The sequence below is a fragment of the Thermostichus sp. OS-CIW-33 genome, assembly GCF_054059615.1.
Map to the genome: position 1 here is coordinate 178,327 of NZ_JBSSCH010000004.1, position 18,344 is coordinate 196,670.

The following is an 18,344-nucleotide window of genomic DNA, read 5'->3' on the forward strand; positions in this document are numbered from 1 at the left end:
CCTGTTCCAATTGCCCGTCCAATCTGGCTGAGGCCGCGCCTTGCGAACAGCTCTAGCCGGAGAGGTAAAAACTGCGCCACTGGCTGCGGCTGTGGCCCATTGCCCCTCAAAACCGTCGAAGCAGGAATGTAGGATGAGATCAGCACAGCAAAAAAGCAGGGTAGTAAGTAACCGATCCTAACCCAAAGAGACAAGGTTCTTCGAGAATCTTAATCTGGTCTCTGAGGAAAGTTGCTTGCCAGTCTGCCCTGCCGATGGTTTGGGTAGCGAATGCGCATTACCCTCGAGAATGGCATTCCCGCTGCAGCAGCTTCTGACCGGACAGAATGGCCGGGATTGATCGTCATTGCCGGCCCCACGGCCACCGGGAAATCTCGACAGGCGCTGCTTTTGGCCCAACGGCTGGGATCCCCCCTGTTGAACGCCGACTCCCGCCAGGTCTACCGCGAGTTTGACATCGGCACGGCCAAGCCCACCCCTGCTGAGCGGGCTCTCTGGCCCCACGAGCTGATTGACTTTGTGGATCCCCGCCACACCTACACGGTGGCCGAGTTTCAGCAGGCGGCCCAAGCCCGCATCGCCGAGGCCCATCGGCAGGGACAGACTCCCATCTTGGTGGGGGGCACCGGTCTCTACATCCAATCGGTGACTGCTGGCCTAGGGATCCCTGCGGTACCTCCGCAGCCCCAACTGAGAAGACAACTGGAAACTTGGCCCCCTGAGATCCGCTACGCCTGGCTGCAGCAGTTGGATCCCGTTGCCGCCCAGCACATTCATCCCCATGACGCAGTGCGCACGCTGCGTGCTTTGGAGATCGTTTACACCACCGGGAAGCCGGCTTCCAGCCTACGGCAGGCCCATCCCCCCCATTACCCCATCTTGATCCTGGGGCTGCGCTGCCCAATGCCCCGTTTGGAACAACGCATTGCCCGGCGCACGGCGGAGATGATGGAGCGGGGGTGGATCGAGGAGGTGAAAACCCTGCGGGAGCGCTACGGGCCAGACTTACCCCTCTTGCAGACCTTGGGCTATGCGGAGATCGGCGCTTACCTGGAGGGGCGGATCCCGGAAGCCGAGCTGCAGCCCCTGATTGTGCGGCGCACCCGCCAATTTGCCAAGCGGCAGATGACCTGGTTCCGGGCCCTGCCAGGGATCCAGTGGCTGGACTGCGAAGCTGAGGATTTGCCGGAGCAGATCTGGAAGCAGGTCAAGGCTTGGATGGCAGCTCCGACCACTGTTGAAACCAGTCCCGCCGCCGCTGAGCATCGGCTTTTCGATCCGTAAGGATCTCCAACACCCGCACCCCTTGGGCAGGCAAGGGATCCAAAGCTTGGGCCAGCTCCTGCCAGCTTTCCACCCGCCGGTGGGGAATGCCGTGGGCTTGGCAGAGGAGGGCAAGATCCACCGACTGGGGAGTAGCAAAGTAGGGCTCAAAGGGCGGATCTGGCCCTTGACGGCCCACTTCAGCAATGGGCAGCAGCTCGAAAATCCCACCCCCCTGGTTGTTGATGAGGAGAATGGTCAGGGATCCCCGCACCTGTTGGCCGAGCCGTAGGCCACTGCTGTCGTGGAGAAAGGCCAGATCCCCGGTTAGCAACACCGTCGGGCGCTGCCGGTGGGCCACCCCGAAGGCGGTAGAGAGAAGGCCATCGATGCCGTTGGTGCCGCGGTTGAAGTAGGGCCGGATGCGGCGGTCGTTGGGGGGCCAAAACCACTCCACATCCCGCACCGGCGTGCTGTTGGCAATGAATAGCGGCGTCTCTGGCGGCAGGTGGCGGGCCAGCCACCAGGCTATCCTACCCTCAAACCACTCCGGCAGGTCAGCCATAGCCTGGTCTAAGGCGGTCCGGATTTGCGCTTCGGCTGTCAGCCAGCCCTGCAGAAAAGTTGTTCGCTTGGCCGGCGCTTCCGGGATCCCGGAGACCCACTCTTCCACGGCAAAAGGCAAATGGGTGGTGGGGTTGTGCAGGGGATCCCCATTGTCGGGACGGGGATCCAACCGCCAAACGCGGGGAGCAACCTTGGCCAGGGTTTGCCGCAGCGCTTTGCTGGTGGGCAGGGATCCCAGTTGGATGACTTGCTGCGGCCAAAGCTGGGGATCATCCCGCTGCAGGATGAGGTCGTAGGTGGTGATGAGATAGGGGTTGAGGGAAGCGTAGTTCCGCAGGGGAGAAAGCCCCTCCGCCAGCACCGGCCAGCCCAAAGCCGTCGCCAAACGGGCCACTGCCTCCACATAACGCTGGGGATCCGCCGGTTGAGCCGGCCCCGCCAAGATCACCCCCCGCTCACAGCCGCGCCACTCCTGCCAAAAAGAAGCTGTCTCCGTCTGCAGAGGGCTCCGCACCGCCTGGAAGGAAGAGCCGGTGCATGGCGGAACAACTCCACGAAAAAAGGTCTTCTCAAACTCCGGATCTTCCTGCAAATGAATCAAAGGCGCAGTGCTGCCGTCAGCAATGGGAGCCAGGGGATCCCGGAAAGGCACATTTAAATGCACCGGGCCGGGAAAAGGGTAAAGGGTGCGCTCCCAGGCGTGAACCAGGGTCTGGCGCAAGTAGGCCAGGGCTTCTGGATCCGCGCTGGGCACGGCCAATTCCGCCTGCCAGTTGGGGTAATGGCCGTAGAGCTTCACTTGGTCAATCGCTTGGCCGGCGCGACAGTGGCGCAGCTCTGGAGGCCGATCCGCCGTCAGGATCAACAGGGGAAAGCCACTTTCTGCCGCCTCGATGAGAGCTGGGAAAAAGTGAGCGCCAGCGCTGCCGGAAGTACACACCAGGGGAATGGGCCGCCGGGTTTGCTGGGCCAATCCCAGCGCAAAAAAGGCTGCCGACCGCTCATCCAGCACCGGGATCGCCTCGATGTCGGGGTGCTGGGCCAGCGCGTAGGTCAGGGGTGCTGAGCGGGATCCCGGACACACCACCGCCAAACGGCAACCCAGCCGACTCAAGGTTTCGGCCAACAGGGATCCCCAGAGGGTGTTGAGGTTGCGCCAGTCCAGCCGCCTCGGCAGGACAAAGTTTTCACCGGTCACAGCGGAGACAAGGTGTTGAGATCGAATCGGGATCCCGGCGGCAAAAAGTGAATGCGGGCATTGTGCAGCCGAAAATACTCATCCGCCGCCGCCTCCTGAACGGTCGAGTACAGTTGCGTCCCGTCCACAATCGTCACCGTCCCCAAGCCGATCACCTCCATCACATCGTTGGCCTGGATCACCACCGCCGTATTCTCATCAATGCCGATACCCAAACATTGGGGATAGTGGGCCACCGCCGTGACCAGCCGCACCAGGCGATTGCGCTGATGGAAATGTTGATCGATGATGACGCGAGGCAAAAGGCCCAGGCCTGTCTTCACCGTTACAATTGCCGGCGTGGGCGGTTCTCCGCTGTAGCCGCGGGAGATCATCTGCTGCCCCAACGCAGAAGCTCCGGCGCTGGTTCCGGCAATCACCGTCTGCCCCCGCTGCCACTGCTGTCGAATGGCCTCCATCAGCTCGCTGTGGGCCAGCACCTCCGCCAGCCGCTCCTGATCCCCACCCGTAAAGTAGATGCCGGTGGAGAAGCGGATTTTCTCAACGTTATCGGGATCCCTCGCCTCCATCGGGCTGCGGATATCTAGAACTTGGAGGCTGGCCGCCCCCATCTGCTGAAAAATGTTGGCGTAGATCTCCCCCAGCACCGCCGGGATCCCAGAAGCCGCGGGCACGATGGTGATGTGGGCAGACTTTCCCCCCGCTCGGCGGAAGAATTCCCAAAGGATGTGGCGCTCATTTTCCTTGTCCTCTGCTCCCCCGACGGCGATGATGTCGGAACGGGCAGTGATGGGATCCTTCACAGTAGGGCGGCTTAGGGGTTGGGCGTCGTTTGTCGGCGTGGAAGGAACTCCGTTCCACTCCAGCTCACGGTGGGCGGCAGAAACATCAGGCAAATGGGGCATGGAGCGCGAGGAAGATTAAAATGGGCACATTTCACTTTCACTATGCTACGGCTTGGAATTCGGTTTGGCGCAGCTCAATTCCAGATTTCACGGAAGAGTCAGGGGTTGGTTAGGGGTCTCGAAAGGGGGAATAATGTTCATAAGAACACCCCTCGTCTCGTCCTTCGGTTCACCCAGCAGGAGCATCCATGGCCAGAAAACCTGACGGATATCTTGTCCACATCATGCTGGAAGGTGGACAAACCATGCAGGTACGGGTCAAAGAAGCCAGAGAATACACCGAGCTGATCAACAACCTCATGGTGGGCGGCGAAGAGTTCATCACCTTGCCCAAGCAAATGGACAATGAGTACATGATCGTGCGTCCTCAACGGGTGTCCGGCGTGTCGGTGGAGGCGATCTACGCTTCCAGCGTTGGCATCGACCTATAGAGCCTATAGAGCAGACCAAGGTCAGGGATCCCTTGAGTATCGCCGGGCTGACAACGCAAAGCCCCCACCACTAGGGGCAGGGGCTGCCAGAGGACTAGACCCCGCAGGATTTAGAACCTCAGTACCGACAGGTTAGCTTTGCGGGGGCAGGATCACCTTGTCGATGACGTGGATCACGCCGTTGGAAGCTTCAATGTCGGCTGTCACACATTAGCATCGTTGACCTTGACACCATCAGCCAAAGAGATCTCCACAGGAGATCCTTCGACCGTAACCACTTCCCCAGCTTCCAAAGAGGTAGAGAGAACTTTGCCGGGCACTGCATGGTAAGTGAGAAATCGAAAAAAGTCCCCGAAAAAGATGTTTCTACTGCCCCAAGATGCTTTCTTACAAAGGCTGCGGGGGTATCTTCCACTAAGGTTAGATTTGCAACAATCATCGCAGGGTGGTGGTGAGCAATCCAAAACAGGCTGAAAAAGGATCCCTTGAGGCTGAGGGATCAGTTACGTTTGTCTGCATCTATAGTCATTCTGATTCAAACTAAAACGCTGCACCCACACCTGAAGCGTTGAATGCGCGGGGCTGGAAGACTTTTCTTGGTACCTCAGGCGTCTCACTCTAACCTGAAACGACTGTACTGTTTTGTTTGCTCGAGCTGTCTATCCAGCGGCAGCACAAAAAATAACACCCTCACGGTGCCGAGCAAAGGGATAAATGAGTTAACGAGCTCGTAATAATCCTGGCAGTTGTGCTTACTCTTCTTCCGGCTCGAAGTCTTCGTCGTAGTCGTCCCCGATCAAATCGTCGATATCGTCGATGTCTTCTTCCAAAATCATCTCAGGGACCTCAATGGGCTGCTCGATCAACCGGCCCTCTTTGCGCAACCAGTCAAGAATGGAGAGGCTGCTAGGAGAGGGCACCACCGTTGGCGGCTGATCGCGGGGCTCTTCGCGCAGAGAGGGATTGTGGTAGTACATGCCGTATGGAAAAAGGGCAGTTATCGACGAGGAATGAACTCGGCTTGGATTGATCTCCTCTCAACCGAGGGACGCGGGCTTTCCATCGATATATCCCTCAGTTTAGCCTATGCCTGCCACTCCTGCAAAAAGCGGCGCAGCACCCGCTCCAGTTCAACAGCTCGCGCTGCCTTGAACAGCAGCCGATCCCCGGCTTGCACGTGATGGAGCAAGATTTCCAGTAGTTCGGATACCTCCTCGCAGCGTTCTGTCTGGGCTGCTGGTTTTTGGTCGAGCAGCGGTTGCATCTCCCCTTCCGGATCCAAGAGCAAGACCCGATCCAGCCCCAAAGGGGCAGCCGCCCGACCCACCTCCGCATAGAGCTGAGGTGCATGCTCTCCCAATTCCCGCATCGGGCCGAGAATAGCCCAGCGCCGTTTCCCCGGGGTTTGAGCCAATAGGTGCAGAGCCGCAATCATCGCTTCCGGCGAGGCATTGTAGGTTTCATCCCAGATTTCCACATCTCCCGCCAGCTTGAGATGGCGGTTGCGCCCCTCCAGATGGGTGGGCAAGGCGATGGGTTCTCGGAGCCGCTCCCAATCCAGCCCCAAGCTGCGCAAAGCAGCCAGCACCCCCATCCAGTTGAGGGCATGATGCCTTCCCGGCAGAGGCACCGGCAGCGTTAGGCCCTCCACGGTTACCGTTTGGGCTTGGGGATCCCATTCTCCCCGTAAGTCCCCCCGATCCAGACCATAGGTAAGGGTTTGTCCCGACCACAGGCTGGCGGCGGTAGACAACAGCAAGGGATCTTCTCCATTCAGCAGAGCCACCCCCTGCCCTAGCTCCTGCAGCAGCTCGCACTTGGCAGCAGCAATGGCCGCGCGGGATCCCAGTCTGCCGATGTGGGCGGTGCCAATATGGGTGATCAAGGCGTGGGTGGGCTGAGCCATCTGAGCCAGGCGGCGAATTTCTCCGGGGCCTCGCATGGCCATTTCCAGAACCACAAACTGATGCTCCGGTCGCATCTGGAGCAGGGTTTGAGCAACCCCGATGTCGTTGTTGTGGTTGGCCTCACTTTTGAGAACTGTGCCGTAGCGGGATAGGGCAGCCGCCAACATTTCCTTGGTGGTGGTTTTGCCTGCTGAGCCCGTGATGGCCAGTATGGGGGGGGGAAACTGCTCCCGCCAGCCTCTGGCGATGCGCTGGTAGGCAGCTAGGGTATCTGAGACTTGAAAATGGGGCCCAGCCACCGGACGCTGGCTGATGACGGCAACGGCCCCCCTTGCCAAAGCTTGTGGAATAAAGTTGTGTCCATCAAACCGTTCCCCCCGCAGCGCCACAAAGACTGACCCCGGCTGCAATTGGCGGCTGTCGGTGCAAATGGCTTGGAGGGGAAGACCCAACAAATGGGGATCCCCCTGCAGAGGAGTTTGCAGCAGGTCGGCCACAGTTTGTAGAGTCAGCATGGGGCAGAAGGTTGGTCTAGAGCCCACAGTGAGAAGTGAGAAAAGAGAAACGAGAAAAGAGCAGCGAGTAGTGAGAAGGAAGTATGAAGTATCCTCACTCCTCACTTCTCTCTCCTCACTCCTCTCTCCTCACAGCCTGGCTGCAGCGTTTCGATCCCAGATGGGAGCGCGATGATGGCCTCTTTGGCCATACCGATGAACAGGCCATGCTCCACAACCCCCACCGTCCCCTTGAGTTGATCGGCGATCTTGGCAGGATCCGCCATGGGGCCGAATTGGCAGTCGAGGATGTAGTGCTGCTCGTCCGTCAAGTAGGGATCCCCGTTGGCATTCCGCCGTAAGGTGGCTGTGCACCCCAGAGCCTCTACCCGCGCCAAGGTGGTTTTCCAGCCAAAGCGCACCACCTCTACCGGCACCGGGAAGCGAATGCCCAACTGCGCGACTTTTTTAGAGGCATCGGCAACGATGATCAGCTCGGCGGCGCTGGCCTCCACCAACTTTTCCCGCAACAGGGCCCCTCCTGCCCCTTTGATCAGGTTGAGGGATCCCACTTCAATCTCGTCGGCCCCATCGATGGCCAGATCCAGGCGCGGCTGCTCTTCTAGGGTAGCCAGCGGGATCCCCAGGGAGCGGGCCTGTTCAGCCGTGCGCTCGGAGGTGGGCACACCGAGGATCTGCAGACCCTCGCTTTGCATCCGCTCTGCTAGGGCGCTCACGGCAAAGGCGGCTGTGGATCCCGTGCCCAGCCCCACCACCATCCCCGACTGCACCTTTTGAACCGCGGCTCGGGCTGCTGCTTGTTTCAGATCATCTAGAGACTCTGTCCCGCTGACGCGAAGGGTAGTCATTCCCAGCTCCTCTCCCGTGGATGAAGATCCTACCAAAGTGCTTTGCACCGCTACCGCCCGCTCCAGCTAAAACCCTCCGGCGCTGCCACCACTTGGCCAAAGAGATCATAGGGCTCGGCGTGGGTGATCTGCACCGGCACCAGGGATCCCAGAGAGCCCTCCCCACGCACGTACACCACCCCGTCCACTTCGGGGGCAAAGCGAGGGGAGCGGCCAATCCACTCGCCGGTTCTGGGGTTTTCCTGCTCCAAAAGTACAGGTACCACTCGGCCCACCTGCTCGCGGTTGCGGCGGAAGGCAATGCCTTGCTGCAGTTGCATTAGACGGGCGCGGCGCTCTTGTTTGACAGCCTCTGGAACCTGATGGGGGAGGTGGTAGGCAGGGGTGCCCTCTTCGGGAGAAAAGGTAAACACCCCCACATGGTCAAACTGATGGCGCTGGACAAAGTCTAGTAGATGCTGGAAGTGCTCCTCCGTCTCCCCAGGAAAGCCGACGATAAAGCTGGTGCGCAGCACGGCATTGGGCAACGCCTGGCGCAGCCGCTCGATCACCCGGTCGTTGACCTGCCCTTGCCAGGGGCGATTCATGGCCTTGAGGATCTCAGGATGGCTGTGCTGTAAAGGCAGATCCAGGTAAGGCAGGAAATTGGCGGTCTCTTGAATGGCCTCCACCACGGCGGGGGTAATGCCCGTGGGGTAGGCGTAGAGCATGCGGATCCAGGGAATGGGGATCTGGCCCAGGGCGCGGATAAGCTCAGCCAAGCGCGGCTCCCCGTAGAGGTCGATCCCGTAGTGGGTGGTGATCTGGGAAATCAAAATCAGCTCCCGCACTCCTTCCTCGGCCAGCTGTTCTGCTTCCCGGAGGATGGACTCGATGGAGCGAGAGCGTTGGTCGCCCCGCAAGTGGGGGATGATGCAGAAAGAGCAGCGGTAGTTACAGCCCTCAGCTACCCGCAGGTAGGCCACCGGCGCGTGGGTGGTGCGGTAGCGGGGGACAGTCTCATCGGCAATGTAATCCAGGCTAGAAGTAACGGCATTGACCCGCTCTCCCCGCTCCACCCGCTCGATGATTTGGACGATCTGGTGATAGTCGCCCGTACCCACGATAGCCACCGCCTCCGGGATCTCCTGCAGCAGCTCCTCCTGGAAGTGCTGCGCCAGGCAGCCGGCAATGATGATCTTTTTGCCTTGTACCGCCAGCTCCATCAGGGTACTGACCGACTCCCGTCGCGCTGCTTCAATGAAGCTACAGGTATTGACGATCACATAGTCAGCACTCTCTTCGTCCCCATCCACCCGGTAGCCTGCTCGAGCCAGCAAGCCCAGCATGTGCTCGGTGTCCACCCGGTTTTTCTCGCAGCCCAGGTGTAAAACGGCAACCGACGCCTTTGTACGCTGCACCGCTGTTCGCGTAAGCGGGACGGAGTCCTTAACGGATGGGAAACTGGAGACGGTCGCTTCTAACCCATTCATGGACTGAGCATCAAAAAGGGGGCAGCTTGCCAGAGGCTTATCTATTCTAGTTGAGGGCCGCATCAGCGTTGCGGAGCAATAGAGCCGTAGCCACGGCCAACGCGGTGGCCGCCCAACTGTAGGGATCCCCGCCAGCCGCCGTCGGAAACAGAGGCGCTTGTCCATAGCCCCGCAGGCGCAAAGCCTGATAAACCCTCTGCGAGCGCTCGTAGCTGCGCACCAACAGGGTGCCCACCGAAGCAGCCAGGAAGGGTAGGTCTTGCCTCAAAGCCGGCCCAGGACGCCACAGGGATCCCCGCGGTCGCCAACCCCTCAGCCGGGCTGCCCGTTGCATCTGCTGCCACTGAGTGGCCACCTCCTGCAAATAGCGCTGGGTGAGCCAGGCCAGTTCCAGCAGGAGGTCTGGGATCCCCAGTTGCCGCAACGCTGCCAACAGTTCCGATGTGGGGGTGGTCTCCAGCAGCAGCATCGTGAGGGCAAATAGGGCCAGCCCTCTCCCCCCAATGCGAAGCGCCATCTGCAGCCCCTCCCAACGCAGAGCCAGGGATCCCCACTGCCACAGGATGGTTTCCCCCGCCCAGAAGGGAAGGATCCCCATCAACCCTGCCACCAACAGCCCTGGGGCTGCCAGCCGCCTCAGCCCGAGGCTCCAAGGCAATCCCGACAGGCTCCACAGTCCAGCCACCAGCGCCCAGATGAGCGGCAAGAGGGCCAGGCACCTCACCGAGGCGAAAGCCGCCATCAGCGCCATCAGGCCCATCACCTTGGGCAGAGGTTGCCACCGGTGCAGCCAGGAAAGGGGTTTGGAGGGGTGAGGATGGGATTGTTGACCGCGCCAGCAGCAAGGGATCCCTGAGCCGGCTTCATCTCTTGCCATACTCTCCCAGCAGCGCCGGTTGTACCCGCTGCAAAAACAGCACCACCCAACTGGTGAACAACCCCTCCACCACCATCAGGGGGATGTGGGCCACCACCAAGCTCCCAAGAGCCAGGCGACCGGCTTCTGTGGAGAGGATCCCGCTGCCAGCGTCAACCACAGCAGCCATGACCACCCCGTAAAACAACAGCACTGCTAGACCCACCCCAACCGCTCCCGCCAAGAAGGCAGACACTCCGGCCCCCATCACCCGACGGCCTGCCCGAAAAATCCCACCGGCCAGGAGCGCCGGGATCCCCATAATGGCGGCGTTGATGCCCAATGTGGTCAGGCCCCCATGGCCAAAGGCCACCGCCTGAAAAAACAAGCCCACTACAATCGCCGGATAGGCCAAAGCCCCCAACATCAGACCCATCAACCCGTTCAGCACCAGATGCAGGCTGGCCGGGGGAAAGGGCAGGTGAATCGAAGAGGCCACAAAAAAGACAGCCGTGAGCAAAGCCGCTTTGGGCAACTGGTCGCGACAGCGTTGCGTAGCAATATGGCGGGGATCCCGTTCCCACCAAGGACATTGCTCGGCAACGCCGGCGCGACGGAGAAGCCGCAAGCTGTAGCTGGTGATCAGGGCGGTGATGCCATAGCCCCCCAGCCAAAGCGGTGCCGGCAAAATGCCATCGCTAATGTGCATGGCCAGTCCTACTCCAGAGCGGAGGGGCTAACCTGGGATGACCCCGGAGATGCTGAAACCGATGGGCTCTCCACCGCTCCATAAACAGACTGACGCGGCCTGGAGAAGAAGAGAGCTGTGCCCAGACAGCCCCAAATGACACAGGCGGCCATAACCCCCCGCTGCAAAGGCCCAAAGGGTGGGGAAGCGCTGGGGATCCCTTCTGTCTGAGGGAACTCCTCGCCCACCGGCACGTTGACCAACACCCCATGCCCCGCCTGGCGAATCCGCACCTGCCAGAGGCCCGTCAGGTTGGGATCCGGCTGCAGCAGAAATCGTCCCCGCGCATCCGTCTGTCCCTCCTGCCAAGGGGTAGTGGGATCCGTCGGCGCAAATACCGTCACCCGGGCGGATCCCATCGGTTCCCCAGAATCGTAGCGGGCCTGGATCTCAAAAGCGGGAACTGCCCGCCAAGAGGCCTCCACCCCGTGGCCCCAAGCGGGAGCAGACAGGAGCAGGCCGAAAGCCAGCAAGCTCAACCGTGCTCCGCATCGCTGACGCGACGCCGCAATCAGGCTCAGTCGGCAGGAAGGGATCCAAAGTTTTGGCCAGACTCGGTTCATTGGTTAGCTGAGGACAGACGACAATCTCTACGCTCTGCAGGCGACCGGTCTTAGAAAAGCCAAGACTTCAGGGCGAAGACTCTGTCTGGGCAGGGCCAGAGGCAGCGCGGCAGTGGCCTTCCCCCACATGGCCCAAGTGGTGCAGGAGCTCCAATGCGGCCTTAGCCGCAGGGGATCCCTCCTGCAGATCCCCCCAGTCCACTTCCAGAAGGTCGGATCCCCCCCCAGTGCTCCGCGCCGCTGACGCGGCCAGCCGCTGACGCGGCCAGCCGCTGCTCCAGGGAGACAGGATCCAACTTCACCAAAGGGGCAAACCCCAGAGCTGCTTGATTGAGGCTGTCGTTGGGGGGCAAGCTTCCATCTCCAAACAGGTGGTCGAAATGGAAGGTGACCTCCAGATCTGCCACCTGGCCGACGCGCACAAAGCCTTTGCGCTCCTCCCCCACATACTCTCCGCAGGTGAAGGCCACCTCAGGGCTGAACTTGAGCACAAACGGCATCTCCCCAGCCCCTTCCTTTGTCGGTCGGGCTTGGCCTTCGATCCAGAGGGAATAGCCCTTTGCCGGCCCCTCCAGTGCTGGCACCAGCCGCCACCCCAGGGCGTTGTAGTGGCTAGGGGGTGCCTCTAGGGATCCCAGTAAGGCCCGCTCCGCCGGGGGAGCCGTGATCAAATCAACCGTGATGGGGCCGGAGAGGCTGACCAATGCCCGTGCCAGCAAATCTGCATTTCCTTCCGGATCAAAGGGCGGATCGGTTTGGTAGGCGGTTATGTCCGCCAGCGTCACGTACACGTGCTCAAAGCTCAGTTCCCAGCCGTCTTTGGAGACAAACCCCTCCCGAATGAAGTCCTCGCCGTTGGCCCAAAACTCCAGAGTACCCATCTCTGCCTTTGCTTGGGCTAGGGGTGCTTCCTGCCTGACCTTTTCCGCTCCAGCGTTAGAAGCCGGTCGGCAGGCGCCTAGAGAGAAGGCCAACCCAAGGGCCAGAAAGGGTAAAGCTAACCCCTTGCCCCAGGGATCCCTTGTTGAAGCACCAAGCCGAAATGGAGTGTGTTTCACCAGTTCCCCTGCCAAGGACTCGGTTCCGATGACGCAAACGGCACTGCTCTAGCGAAACACAGGCTTCCCTGGTGTTACAATCCCCCACCAGGGCATCTGTAGGGCTATGCCTATGGCAAGGGCTACTCCTGCGCTAAATTCCCCGCCCGCACCCAACCTTCCTGCCCATTCTGACGGCGAATGCGCTGCCAACGGCCATCTTCGCTGAGGCCCAGCACCGTCACCACCTCGTTCATGGGCACACCGCCAATGTAGGTTCCCTCCCGCTCTGGAGTGGCCCGCAGCGCCAGGCCAATGGGCTCGATCACCCGTCCCCGCTCACCTGGGGAAACCACTGCTGCCGTGGGGGGTCGAGTCGGCAAAGGAGTTGATTCAGGGTTGGGTTCAACTGTGGGAGCTGTAGAAGTTGAAGCTGAAGCACCATCCACAGGGCCCAAATTGCCGGCGCGCACCCAGCCCTCTTGTCCGTTCAACTCCCGCCGCACCCGTTGCCAACGACCATCGGCGCTGTACTCCAACACCGTCACCGTTTCCCCCACCACAATTCCCCCTTGGTAGGCTCCATCGGCAGAAGGTTGGCTGCGGATTGCCAGGCCAATGGGCTCGATCACCCGCCCACGGCTGCCGGGGGGAAATCCCTCAGGGTCAACAGTGCCTGCAGCAGGGCCAGAGGGGGGAGAGGGAAAACTGGCTGGGCGGGGCAAGGGATCCAAGCGCACGGCCTGCGGAAATTGAGGCGGGGCAGGGGGGGCCAACATGGGGGCGACGAGCTGCCACAACTGCCAAGCCAAGGCGGCCAGAGCCCCAACCGAGACACTCACCACCACCAAGGTGCCCAAGGGAAAACCGCCAGAAGCAGGAGAAGAACGGCCTCGCATCGGGTAGTTAGCCATCCGAAATACCTTCCCGCAATGCTGCAGGCAAGAATCCGCAGAGAAGATGGGATCCCCGTCAAAACCGGGGATTTACGAAAGCCAGAGCACGACTGCTGCGCAACGCTGACGTGATTGCATCCCAATGTATCGTGTTCCGCAGCGCTCTTGCTAGGCCTGTGCAGAGGAATCGCAACGCTGACGGGGCGACGCGACCCCAGAGGGCAAGGGCGTCGGAGATTAGCTTCTACTTATTGGTGTTGGTGAACTTATTCTGCCAGTCGGTCGTCAAAATCTCTCGGCCAAATACCCATCCTGCCAGAAGGAGGGGCAATGCCAAGCCCAGAAAGCCAAAAAGACTGACCACCTGAGCCACTTGCCGCTGGGCTTGTTTTCTCCTGGGATCCGGGATGTTGTTAGCAGCCAGCACCACTTTAGAACAAAAAGCCACCACCACCGCCCCCACCGGCCCCAAAACCAAAGAGGGCCACAGCCAAGCCGCCACTTGCGAGAATGCGTAGGCTCCGGTGAATGGGATAATCACGAAACAAGCCAGCTCCAGGATCCCCCAGGTGAAGAGGGCCAACCAGACATCTTTGCGGAAGACTTCATCGGGATTGGTGTACATAAGCCTCCGGGATAAACCGCCCACACTAAGGCCAGACCTCGAGACAGGAACGGAAGCGCCACGGCTTCCAGATTAACTCCAGGTGCAAGGATCTGCTTGACGGATTTCCTCTGCCATTCAGGCAACTCAGTAAGATAATGCCCAAGATTCTTGGATAAGCCTCCGTTGATTTACGCACAGGAGGGCGGCCTCGGCAAGGATAAACTCCCCGCGCGACCCCACACGTAAAGACTTGAAATAAGATTTAGGTGTTCAATAACTCATGAATCACCTGCGTTTGTTGCCCTTTCCAGCCGAGGTTGGGGTCAAGCCTGCCCTGTTGATAAGGCTCTTTTTCCCCTCCCACCTGGCGAGCTGAGGGCCTATTGCCTCTATGTGATGGTTGCCTATGGACTGCCGAAGGGATCCCCACACCCCAACGCCCTGCAACCTTGTCTCCTGCTGACTTCGAGAGTGCCAAGCTGCCATGTCACGCATCCTCATCATCGATGATGATCCCAGCATTTGTGCTCTACTGCAGCGGTACTTGCAGCGGCAGGGGTATTCGGTTGAGGTGGCGATGACGGGGGCCGAGGGCTTACAGCAGTTGCGCGCTTTTCAGCCGGCCTTGGTAATTTTGGATCTGAACTTGCCGGATGTGAGCGGCTACGATCTCTGCCAGCAAATGCAAAAAGAGACCGGCGTGTACGTGTTGATGTTGACCAGCCGCGTCAGCCCTGCTGATAAGTTGCACGGATTCCAGTTGGGGGCAGATGACTACCTGACCAAGCCCTTCAGCCTGCCGGAGTTACAGGCGCGAGTGCAAGCCATTCTGCGGCGGCAACGCATGAAGACCGAAGTTGCCAGCGCACCGGTCTTGACCTTTGCCTCTTTGGTAATCGACCCGGAAACCCGAGCAGTCATCCGCGAGCAGCGCCTGATCAACTTAACAGCACTGGAGTTCGATTTGCTCTATGCTATGGCTCGACATCCGGGGCGGGTTTGGCGACGGGCTGAGCTGATTCAAGAGGTGTGGGATTTTAACCACGAGGGAGATGAACGGGTGGTCGATGTCCACATTGGCCAAATTCGCAAGAAACTAGAGACTGATACCAGCCAACCGGAGTTGATCCGCACCGTGCGTGGAGTTGGCTACAAGTTTGAGCCCCCCGCTCCGAAGGAGGGATGGGGAGAGGAAAAACCTTAACCCCCAAATAACTCTCCCCTCTTCACGTTGGGAGAGGGGCCAGGGGTGAGGGCCCGTTAATCCAAGCGGCGGCCTGTCAAACGCACAAAAATGTCTTCTAAGTTGGCCGGGCGCACCATGAGGCCGGTTTTGTCAGGTTCAGCTTCCAACTGCCGCTGAGCTTCCGCCAAGCTGGGGAAAAAGGTGTACTCCACCTCCCGGCCAGGACAGGATCGCACCAGCAGGGCCTCTCCATACTTGGCCCGCAGTTGCTCGGTGCTGCCCAACTCGATTAACCTTCCCCCATCCATGATGCCGATGCGGTCGCACAGCTCTTCTGCCTCCTCCATGTAGTGGGTGGTAATCAGCAAGGTCATGCCCTGCCGATTGAGATCCCGCAAGATCTCCCACAACAGCCGCCGCGCCTGGGGATCCAACCCGACGGTGGGCTCGTCCAAAAACAAAATCTGGGGGCGATGCAGTAACGCCCTGGCCACCTGCAAGCGTCGTTTCATTCCCCCTGAGAGGGTTTTCACTTTGTCTTGCCGGCGATCCGCCAGCCGCACATACTCCAGCCATTCATCGATGCGCCGTTGCCGCTCTGGGTTGGGGATGTGGTGCATACGCCCGTGGAACTCCAGGTTTTCCCAAACGGTCAGCTCTGCCTCTAGGGTGATAGGCTGCAGAACTACGCCAATTTGCTGCCGCACCGCCACCGGATCCCGCACCACGTCATACCCCCCCACCCGGATGGATCCCTGGCTGGGTCGGGTAAGGCTAGTAAGCATGCGGATGGTGGTGGATTTGCCGGCGCCGTTGGGCCCCAACAGGGCAAACACTTCCCCCTGGGGGATCTGCAGGCTCAAATCTTGAACGGCAACCTGCTGCCCAAAGCGCTTCCACACCCCCTGCATTTCCACCGCCACCGTCTTGGTTTGGGGCAAGGTTGGGGCCGTCGAAAGAGCTGTCACAGTCCGCTCCGGTAAAGTGTAAAGAAATCTTTATTCTCCAGCATACGCCAGCCGTGTCAGCAAGCTGCAGGTCTTATCAGGGATCCCTGCTGCTGGCAGCAGTCTGGGTTGTCTCTTGAGCTTTTGCGTGGCTGTGATTTCGTTCTCTGGGGTTTTTCTCTGGATCTTGCAAAATAGTACACATTGCGTCTGAAGGGTGAACCGCACTCCCAAGACAACACCTGTACAGACTCTGGAAGGGGAAATTGGGCTGGATAGCTCATGGCATATCTGTACGTATCTGTACGTATGGGTAGCAATAAAGACACAAGCTTGAGCGGGCTGACTGTTCGGCTTGGGGCTTTTTCTTGGTGAAGTGACTTCCCTTCAGCGCCCACCGATAACCTCTACTAACCAATGTAAGGAAAATGCAGAGCAAAGACCGGTTCGACCAAATTGACTTCCGGCTGGATCGCCTGGTTGGGGCTGTGTTGACCTTGGCCGAGACCGTCAGCTTCGTCAAGGATGACCTGACCCATCTGAAAGCCATTGTTCAACAACAGGTGCTGATATCCCAGGAGCAGAGCACTTGGCTGGGAGAGTTAAAGGCAATATGTCAACAGCAAGCCGATACAGCTCGTCGCCAATCTGAGACGATTGAGCGGATCATCGCCCATCTCCTGCCCGCTCAGGATCCCAAGTCTTGAAGGATCAGAGGGCAACCTGGGGGCGTGCCACAATGGCAGCAGAGCTGAGGTTTTCCACCGTTGGAGTGCCAGGTTGCAGCAGCAGGACAGGGTTCTGTTGAGGCTGAGGAGCTGCTTGCTTTCTTTCGTTGCCGACGCTTGCCTTACCTGGATCGCTTTGGCCCTCAAGAGGCCAAGCTGCCGCCGGACAACCTGCTGGAGCAATGGCGGCGGGATCGCCAAGCCCTGGCAGCCGCTGTGTTTGAGCGATTCCCCGGAGAACGGGTTGCGCCGGGCAATGAAGCTCTCTTGGCAGCCATGGCCGACGGGGCGGAGCGGATCTACGGCGGACGGATTGCCGCAGAGCTGTTTTGGCAACCGCAGGAAGATCTCAACTGTACTGCTGAGGCAGAGCTGTTGCAGCTTGCTTCTGAACCTGTCCCTCACTCCTCCTCTCCAAGGGATCCCATCCCTGCCCCAGAAGACTGCGAGATGGTGCCCGCTCTTGCGTTGCCGCCTGAAGCTGTTCCAGAGGGACGTTCAGTTTGGGTGAGCAGCTCCCTGGATCTGCTGATTCGGGATCCCGCTCTCGTTGGCAGAAGTCGCCACGCCGCCCGATCCTCTTACCTGCCGGTTCATATTCGTATCGGCAAACGCCCCAAACCGGAATACGAATTGTTGCTGGCTTTGCAGGCAGAGTTGCTCGGATCCCTGCAGGGAAACGTTCCCAAGCGGGGCATTTTGATCCTGAAAGATGGGAAGTGGCACCCCGTCCACCTGAGCCGCCGACGAGCACAGGTGCGGCAATTGCTGCAGGAGTACCTGCACTCCCTCAACCAGCCGGAACCACCGCAGGTGTTCATGGCCCGCAGCCGCTGCCATCTTTGCCACTGGCGGGAGCATTGTCGCCAGTTGAACGCCGCCGCTCAACCCCTCAGCCTGCTGCCGGGCGTAACGGGATCCCGCTATCCCCTTTTGCAAGAGGCGGGGATCCACTCGATTGAAGCCCTGGCCAACGCTCAGTTGGATAGGTTGCAAGCCATTCCCAAGTTGGGATCCGGCGTGGCCCTGCAACTGCAGCTGCAAGCCCGTGCCACCCTCAGCCGGCAGCCTCTCTGGATTCAATCCCCCCCGGAAACCCTGCCCACCACACCCGTAGAGCTGTACTTCGATATCGAGGCGGATCCCCGCCACAACGTCGCCTATCTGCTGGGCCTGCTGGTGGTGGAGCAAGCCGAGGGGAAAAAGGTTGCGAGCTATCACAGTTGCCTGGCCGCCGAGCCGCGGGAAGAAAGGCAAGCTTGGGAGCAATTCTTGCAACTGGCACAACGCTATCCTGACGCTCCCATCTACCACTTTCACGGCTTTGAGGTGCAGACCTGCCGACGGCTGGGGGAGCAATACCGCACGGATCCCCGACAGCTGCGGCAGTTGTTGCAGCGCTTTGTGGATTTACAGGCCTGGGTGCAACGCTCGGTGGTGCTGCCGATCGAGAGCTATTCCCTGAAAAACATCGCCCGCTGGTTGGGGTTTCAGTGGCGTCTGCCTGATGCCAATGGCGCCCAGTCCATTTATTGGTATAGCCAATGGCTGGAAACTCGGGAGCGCAGATATTTGGAGCACTCGCTTATCTACAACGAGGATGACTGCCGGGCTACCCACCGCCTAAAAGACTGGCTGTCCCAAGGAGTCCTCCATGCCGAATGATGCGA

At 59.9% G+C, this 18,344-nt stretch carries 18 protein-coding genes and 1 pseudogene; 5 read left to right on the top strand and 14 right to left on the bottom strand.

Features of this window, described 5'->3' with window-relative positions; translation table 11 throughout:
* The first annotated feature begins 270 nt into the window (after positions 1-270).
* Complete coding sequence (gene miaA / locus ACVWZG_RS04520) at positions 271-1,284, top strand: tRNA (adenosine(37)-N6)-dimethylallyltransferase MiaA (protein WP_457406307.1); 1,014 nt, start codon at positions 271-273, stop codon at positions 1,282-1,284.
* On the opposite strand, the gene menD is transcribed toward miaA, so the two are convergent.
* Together menD and ACVWZG_RS04530 are read right to left on the bottom strand one after the other, a co-directional pair.
* Positions 1,208-3,028, bottom strand: coding sequence for a 2-succinyl-5-enolpyruvyl-6-hydroxy-3-cyclohexene-1-carboxylic-acid synthase (gene menD, locus ACVWZG_RS04525; protein WP_457406309.1), 1,821 nt, complete (start codon positions 3,026-3,028; stop codon positions 1,208-1,210). The genes miaA and menD overlap by 77 nt on opposite strands.
* Complete coding sequence (locus ACVWZG_RS04530) at positions 3,025-3,933, bottom strand: cyanophycinase (protein ID WP_414357386.1); 909 nt, start codon at positions 3,931-3,933, stop codon at positions 3,025-3,027. The genes menD and ACVWZG_RS04530 overlap by 4 nt, the downstream gene beginning before the upstream one ends.
* A gap of 188 nt (positions 3,934-4,121) precedes the next feature.
* Here ACVWZG_RS04530 and ACVWZG_RS04535 point away from each other — a divergent pair, with 188 nt between their 5' ends.
* On the top strand, positions 4,122-4,364 hold the full coding sequence (locus tag ACVWZG_RS04535) for a hypothetical protein (protein ID WP_011433628.1): 243 nt from the start codon (positions 4,122-4,124) through the stop codon (positions 4,362-4,364).
* A 132-nt stretch (positions 4,365-4,496) separates the two neighbouring features.
* Here ACVWZG_RS04535 and ACVWZG_RS04540 read toward each other — a convergent pair.
* From ACVWZG_RS04540 to ACVWZG_RS04590, 11 genes and pseudogenes are all read right to left on the bottom strand, one after another.
* Positions 4,497-4,699: pseudogene (locus ACVWZG_RS04540) on the bottom strand (fasciclin domain-containing protein); the annotation flags it as partial.
* Between the two features lie 417 nt (positions 4,700-5,116).
* Positions 5,117-5,341 (bottom strand): DUF3134 family protein, encoded by a 225-nt coding sequence (locus ACVWZG_RS04545; protein WP_011433626.1) that lies wholly within the window; start codon positions 5,339-5,341, stop codon positions 5,117-5,119.
* A 107-nt stretch (positions 5,342-5,448) separates the two neighbouring features.
* On the bottom strand, positions 5,449-6,786 hold the full coding sequence (locus ACVWZG_RS04550; RefSeq protein ID WP_457406311.1) for a UDP-N-acetylmuramoyl-tripeptide--D-alanyl-D-alanine ligase: 1,338 nt from the start codon (positions 6,784-6,786) through the stop codon (positions 5,449-5,451).
* 101 nt (positions 6,787-6,887) lie between these two features.
* Positions 6,888-7,634, bottom strand: a complete 747-nt coding sequence (gene rpiA / locus ACVWZG_RS04555) for a ribose 5-phosphate isomerase A (protein WP_457406313.1) — start codon at positions 7,632-7,634, stop codon at positions 6,888-6,890.
* A gap of 50 nt (positions 7,635-7,684) precedes the next feature.
* On the bottom strand, positions 7,685-9,169 hold the full coding sequence (gene rimO, locus ACVWZG_RS04560; RefSeq protein WP_457406315.1) for a 30S ribosomal protein S12 methylthiotransferase RimO: 1,485 nt from the start codon (positions 9,167-9,169) through the stop codon (positions 7,685-7,687).
* A complete protein-coding gene (gene cbiQ, locus ACVWZG_RS04565; RefSeq protein ID WP_457406317.1) occupies positions 9,153-9,983 on the bottom strand; it encodes a cobalt ECF transporter T component CbiQ in 831 nt (276 codons plus the stop codon). The genes rimO and cbiQ overlap by 17 nt, the downstream gene beginning before the upstream one ends.
* Positions 9,970-10,671 carry a cobalt transporter CbiM gene (cbiM, locus tag ACVWZG_RS04570; RefSeq protein ID WP_457396142.1) on the bottom strand — a complete coding sequence of 234 codons (702 nt, stop codon included), beginning with the start codon at positions 10,669-10,671 and terminating at the stop codon, positions 9,970-9,972. Before cbiM ends, cbiQ begins: the two co-directional genes overlap by 14 nt.
* An 8-nt stretch (positions 10,672-10,679) precedes the next feature.
* Positions 10,680-11,189, bottom strand: coding sequence for a hypothetical protein (locus ACVWZG_RS04575; RefSeq protein ID WP_457415264.1), 510 nt, complete (start codon positions 11,187-11,189; stop codon positions 10,680-10,682).
* A gap of 245 nt (positions 11,190-11,434) precedes the next feature.
* Positions 11,435-12,154 carry a DUF4382 domain-containing protein gene (locus tag ACVWZG_RS04580; RefSeq protein ID WP_457415266.1) on the bottom strand — a complete coding sequence of 240 codons (720 nt, stop codon included), beginning with the start codon at positions 12,152-12,154 and terminating at the stop codon, positions 11,435-11,437.
* Positions 12,155-12,453: 299 nt separating this feature from the next.
* A complete protein-coding gene (locus ACVWZG_RS04585) occupies positions 12,454-13,224 on the bottom strand; it encodes an SH3 domain-containing protein (RefSeq protein WP_457406321.1) in 771 nt (256 codons plus the stop codon).
* A gap of 226 nt (positions 13,225-13,450) precedes the next feature.
* Complete coding sequence (locus ACVWZG_RS04590; RefSeq protein ID WP_011433618.1) at positions 13,451-13,831, bottom strand: hypothetical protein; 381 nt, start codon at positions 13,829-13,831, stop codon at positions 13,451-13,453.
* 466 nt (positions 13,832-14,297) lie between these two features.
* On the opposite strand from ACVWZG_RS04590, the gene ACVWZG_RS04595 reads away from it, so the two are divergent.
* Entirely contained in the window at positions 14,298-15,017 is a 720-nt protein-coding gene (locus ACVWZG_RS04595; protein ID WP_011433617.1) for a response regulator transcription factor, read from the top strand.
* 56 nt (positions 15,018-15,073) lie between these two features.
* Here ACVWZG_RS04595 and ACVWZG_RS04600 read toward each other — a convergent pair whose 3' ends face one another.
* Complete coding sequence (locus ACVWZG_RS04600) at positions 15,074-15,922, bottom strand: ABC transporter ATP-binding protein (RefSeq protein WP_011433616.1); 849 nt, start codon at positions 15,920-15,922, stop codon at positions 15,074-15,076.
* Positions 15,923-16,374: 452 nt separating this feature from the next.
* Here ACVWZG_RS04600 and ACVWZG_RS04605 point away from each other — a divergent pair, with 452 nt between their 5' ends.
* Together ACVWZG_RS04605 and ACVWZG_RS04610 are read left to right on the top strand one after the other, a co-directional pair.
* The gene (locus tag ACVWZG_RS04605) at positions 16,375-16,653 is read left to right on the top strand and encodes a hypothetical protein (RefSeq protein WP_011431115.1); all 279 of its coding nucleotides are present in this window, start codon (positions 16,375-16,377) and stop codon (positions 16,651-16,653) included.
* 60 nt (positions 16,654-16,713) lie between these two features.
* A complete protein-coding gene (locus ACVWZG_RS04610; protein ID WP_457393381.1) occupies positions 16,714-18,339 on the top strand; it encodes a TM0106 family RecB-like putative nuclease in 1,626 nt (541 codons plus the stop codon).
* The last annotated feature ends 5 nt before the right edge of the window (positions 18,340-18,344 follow it).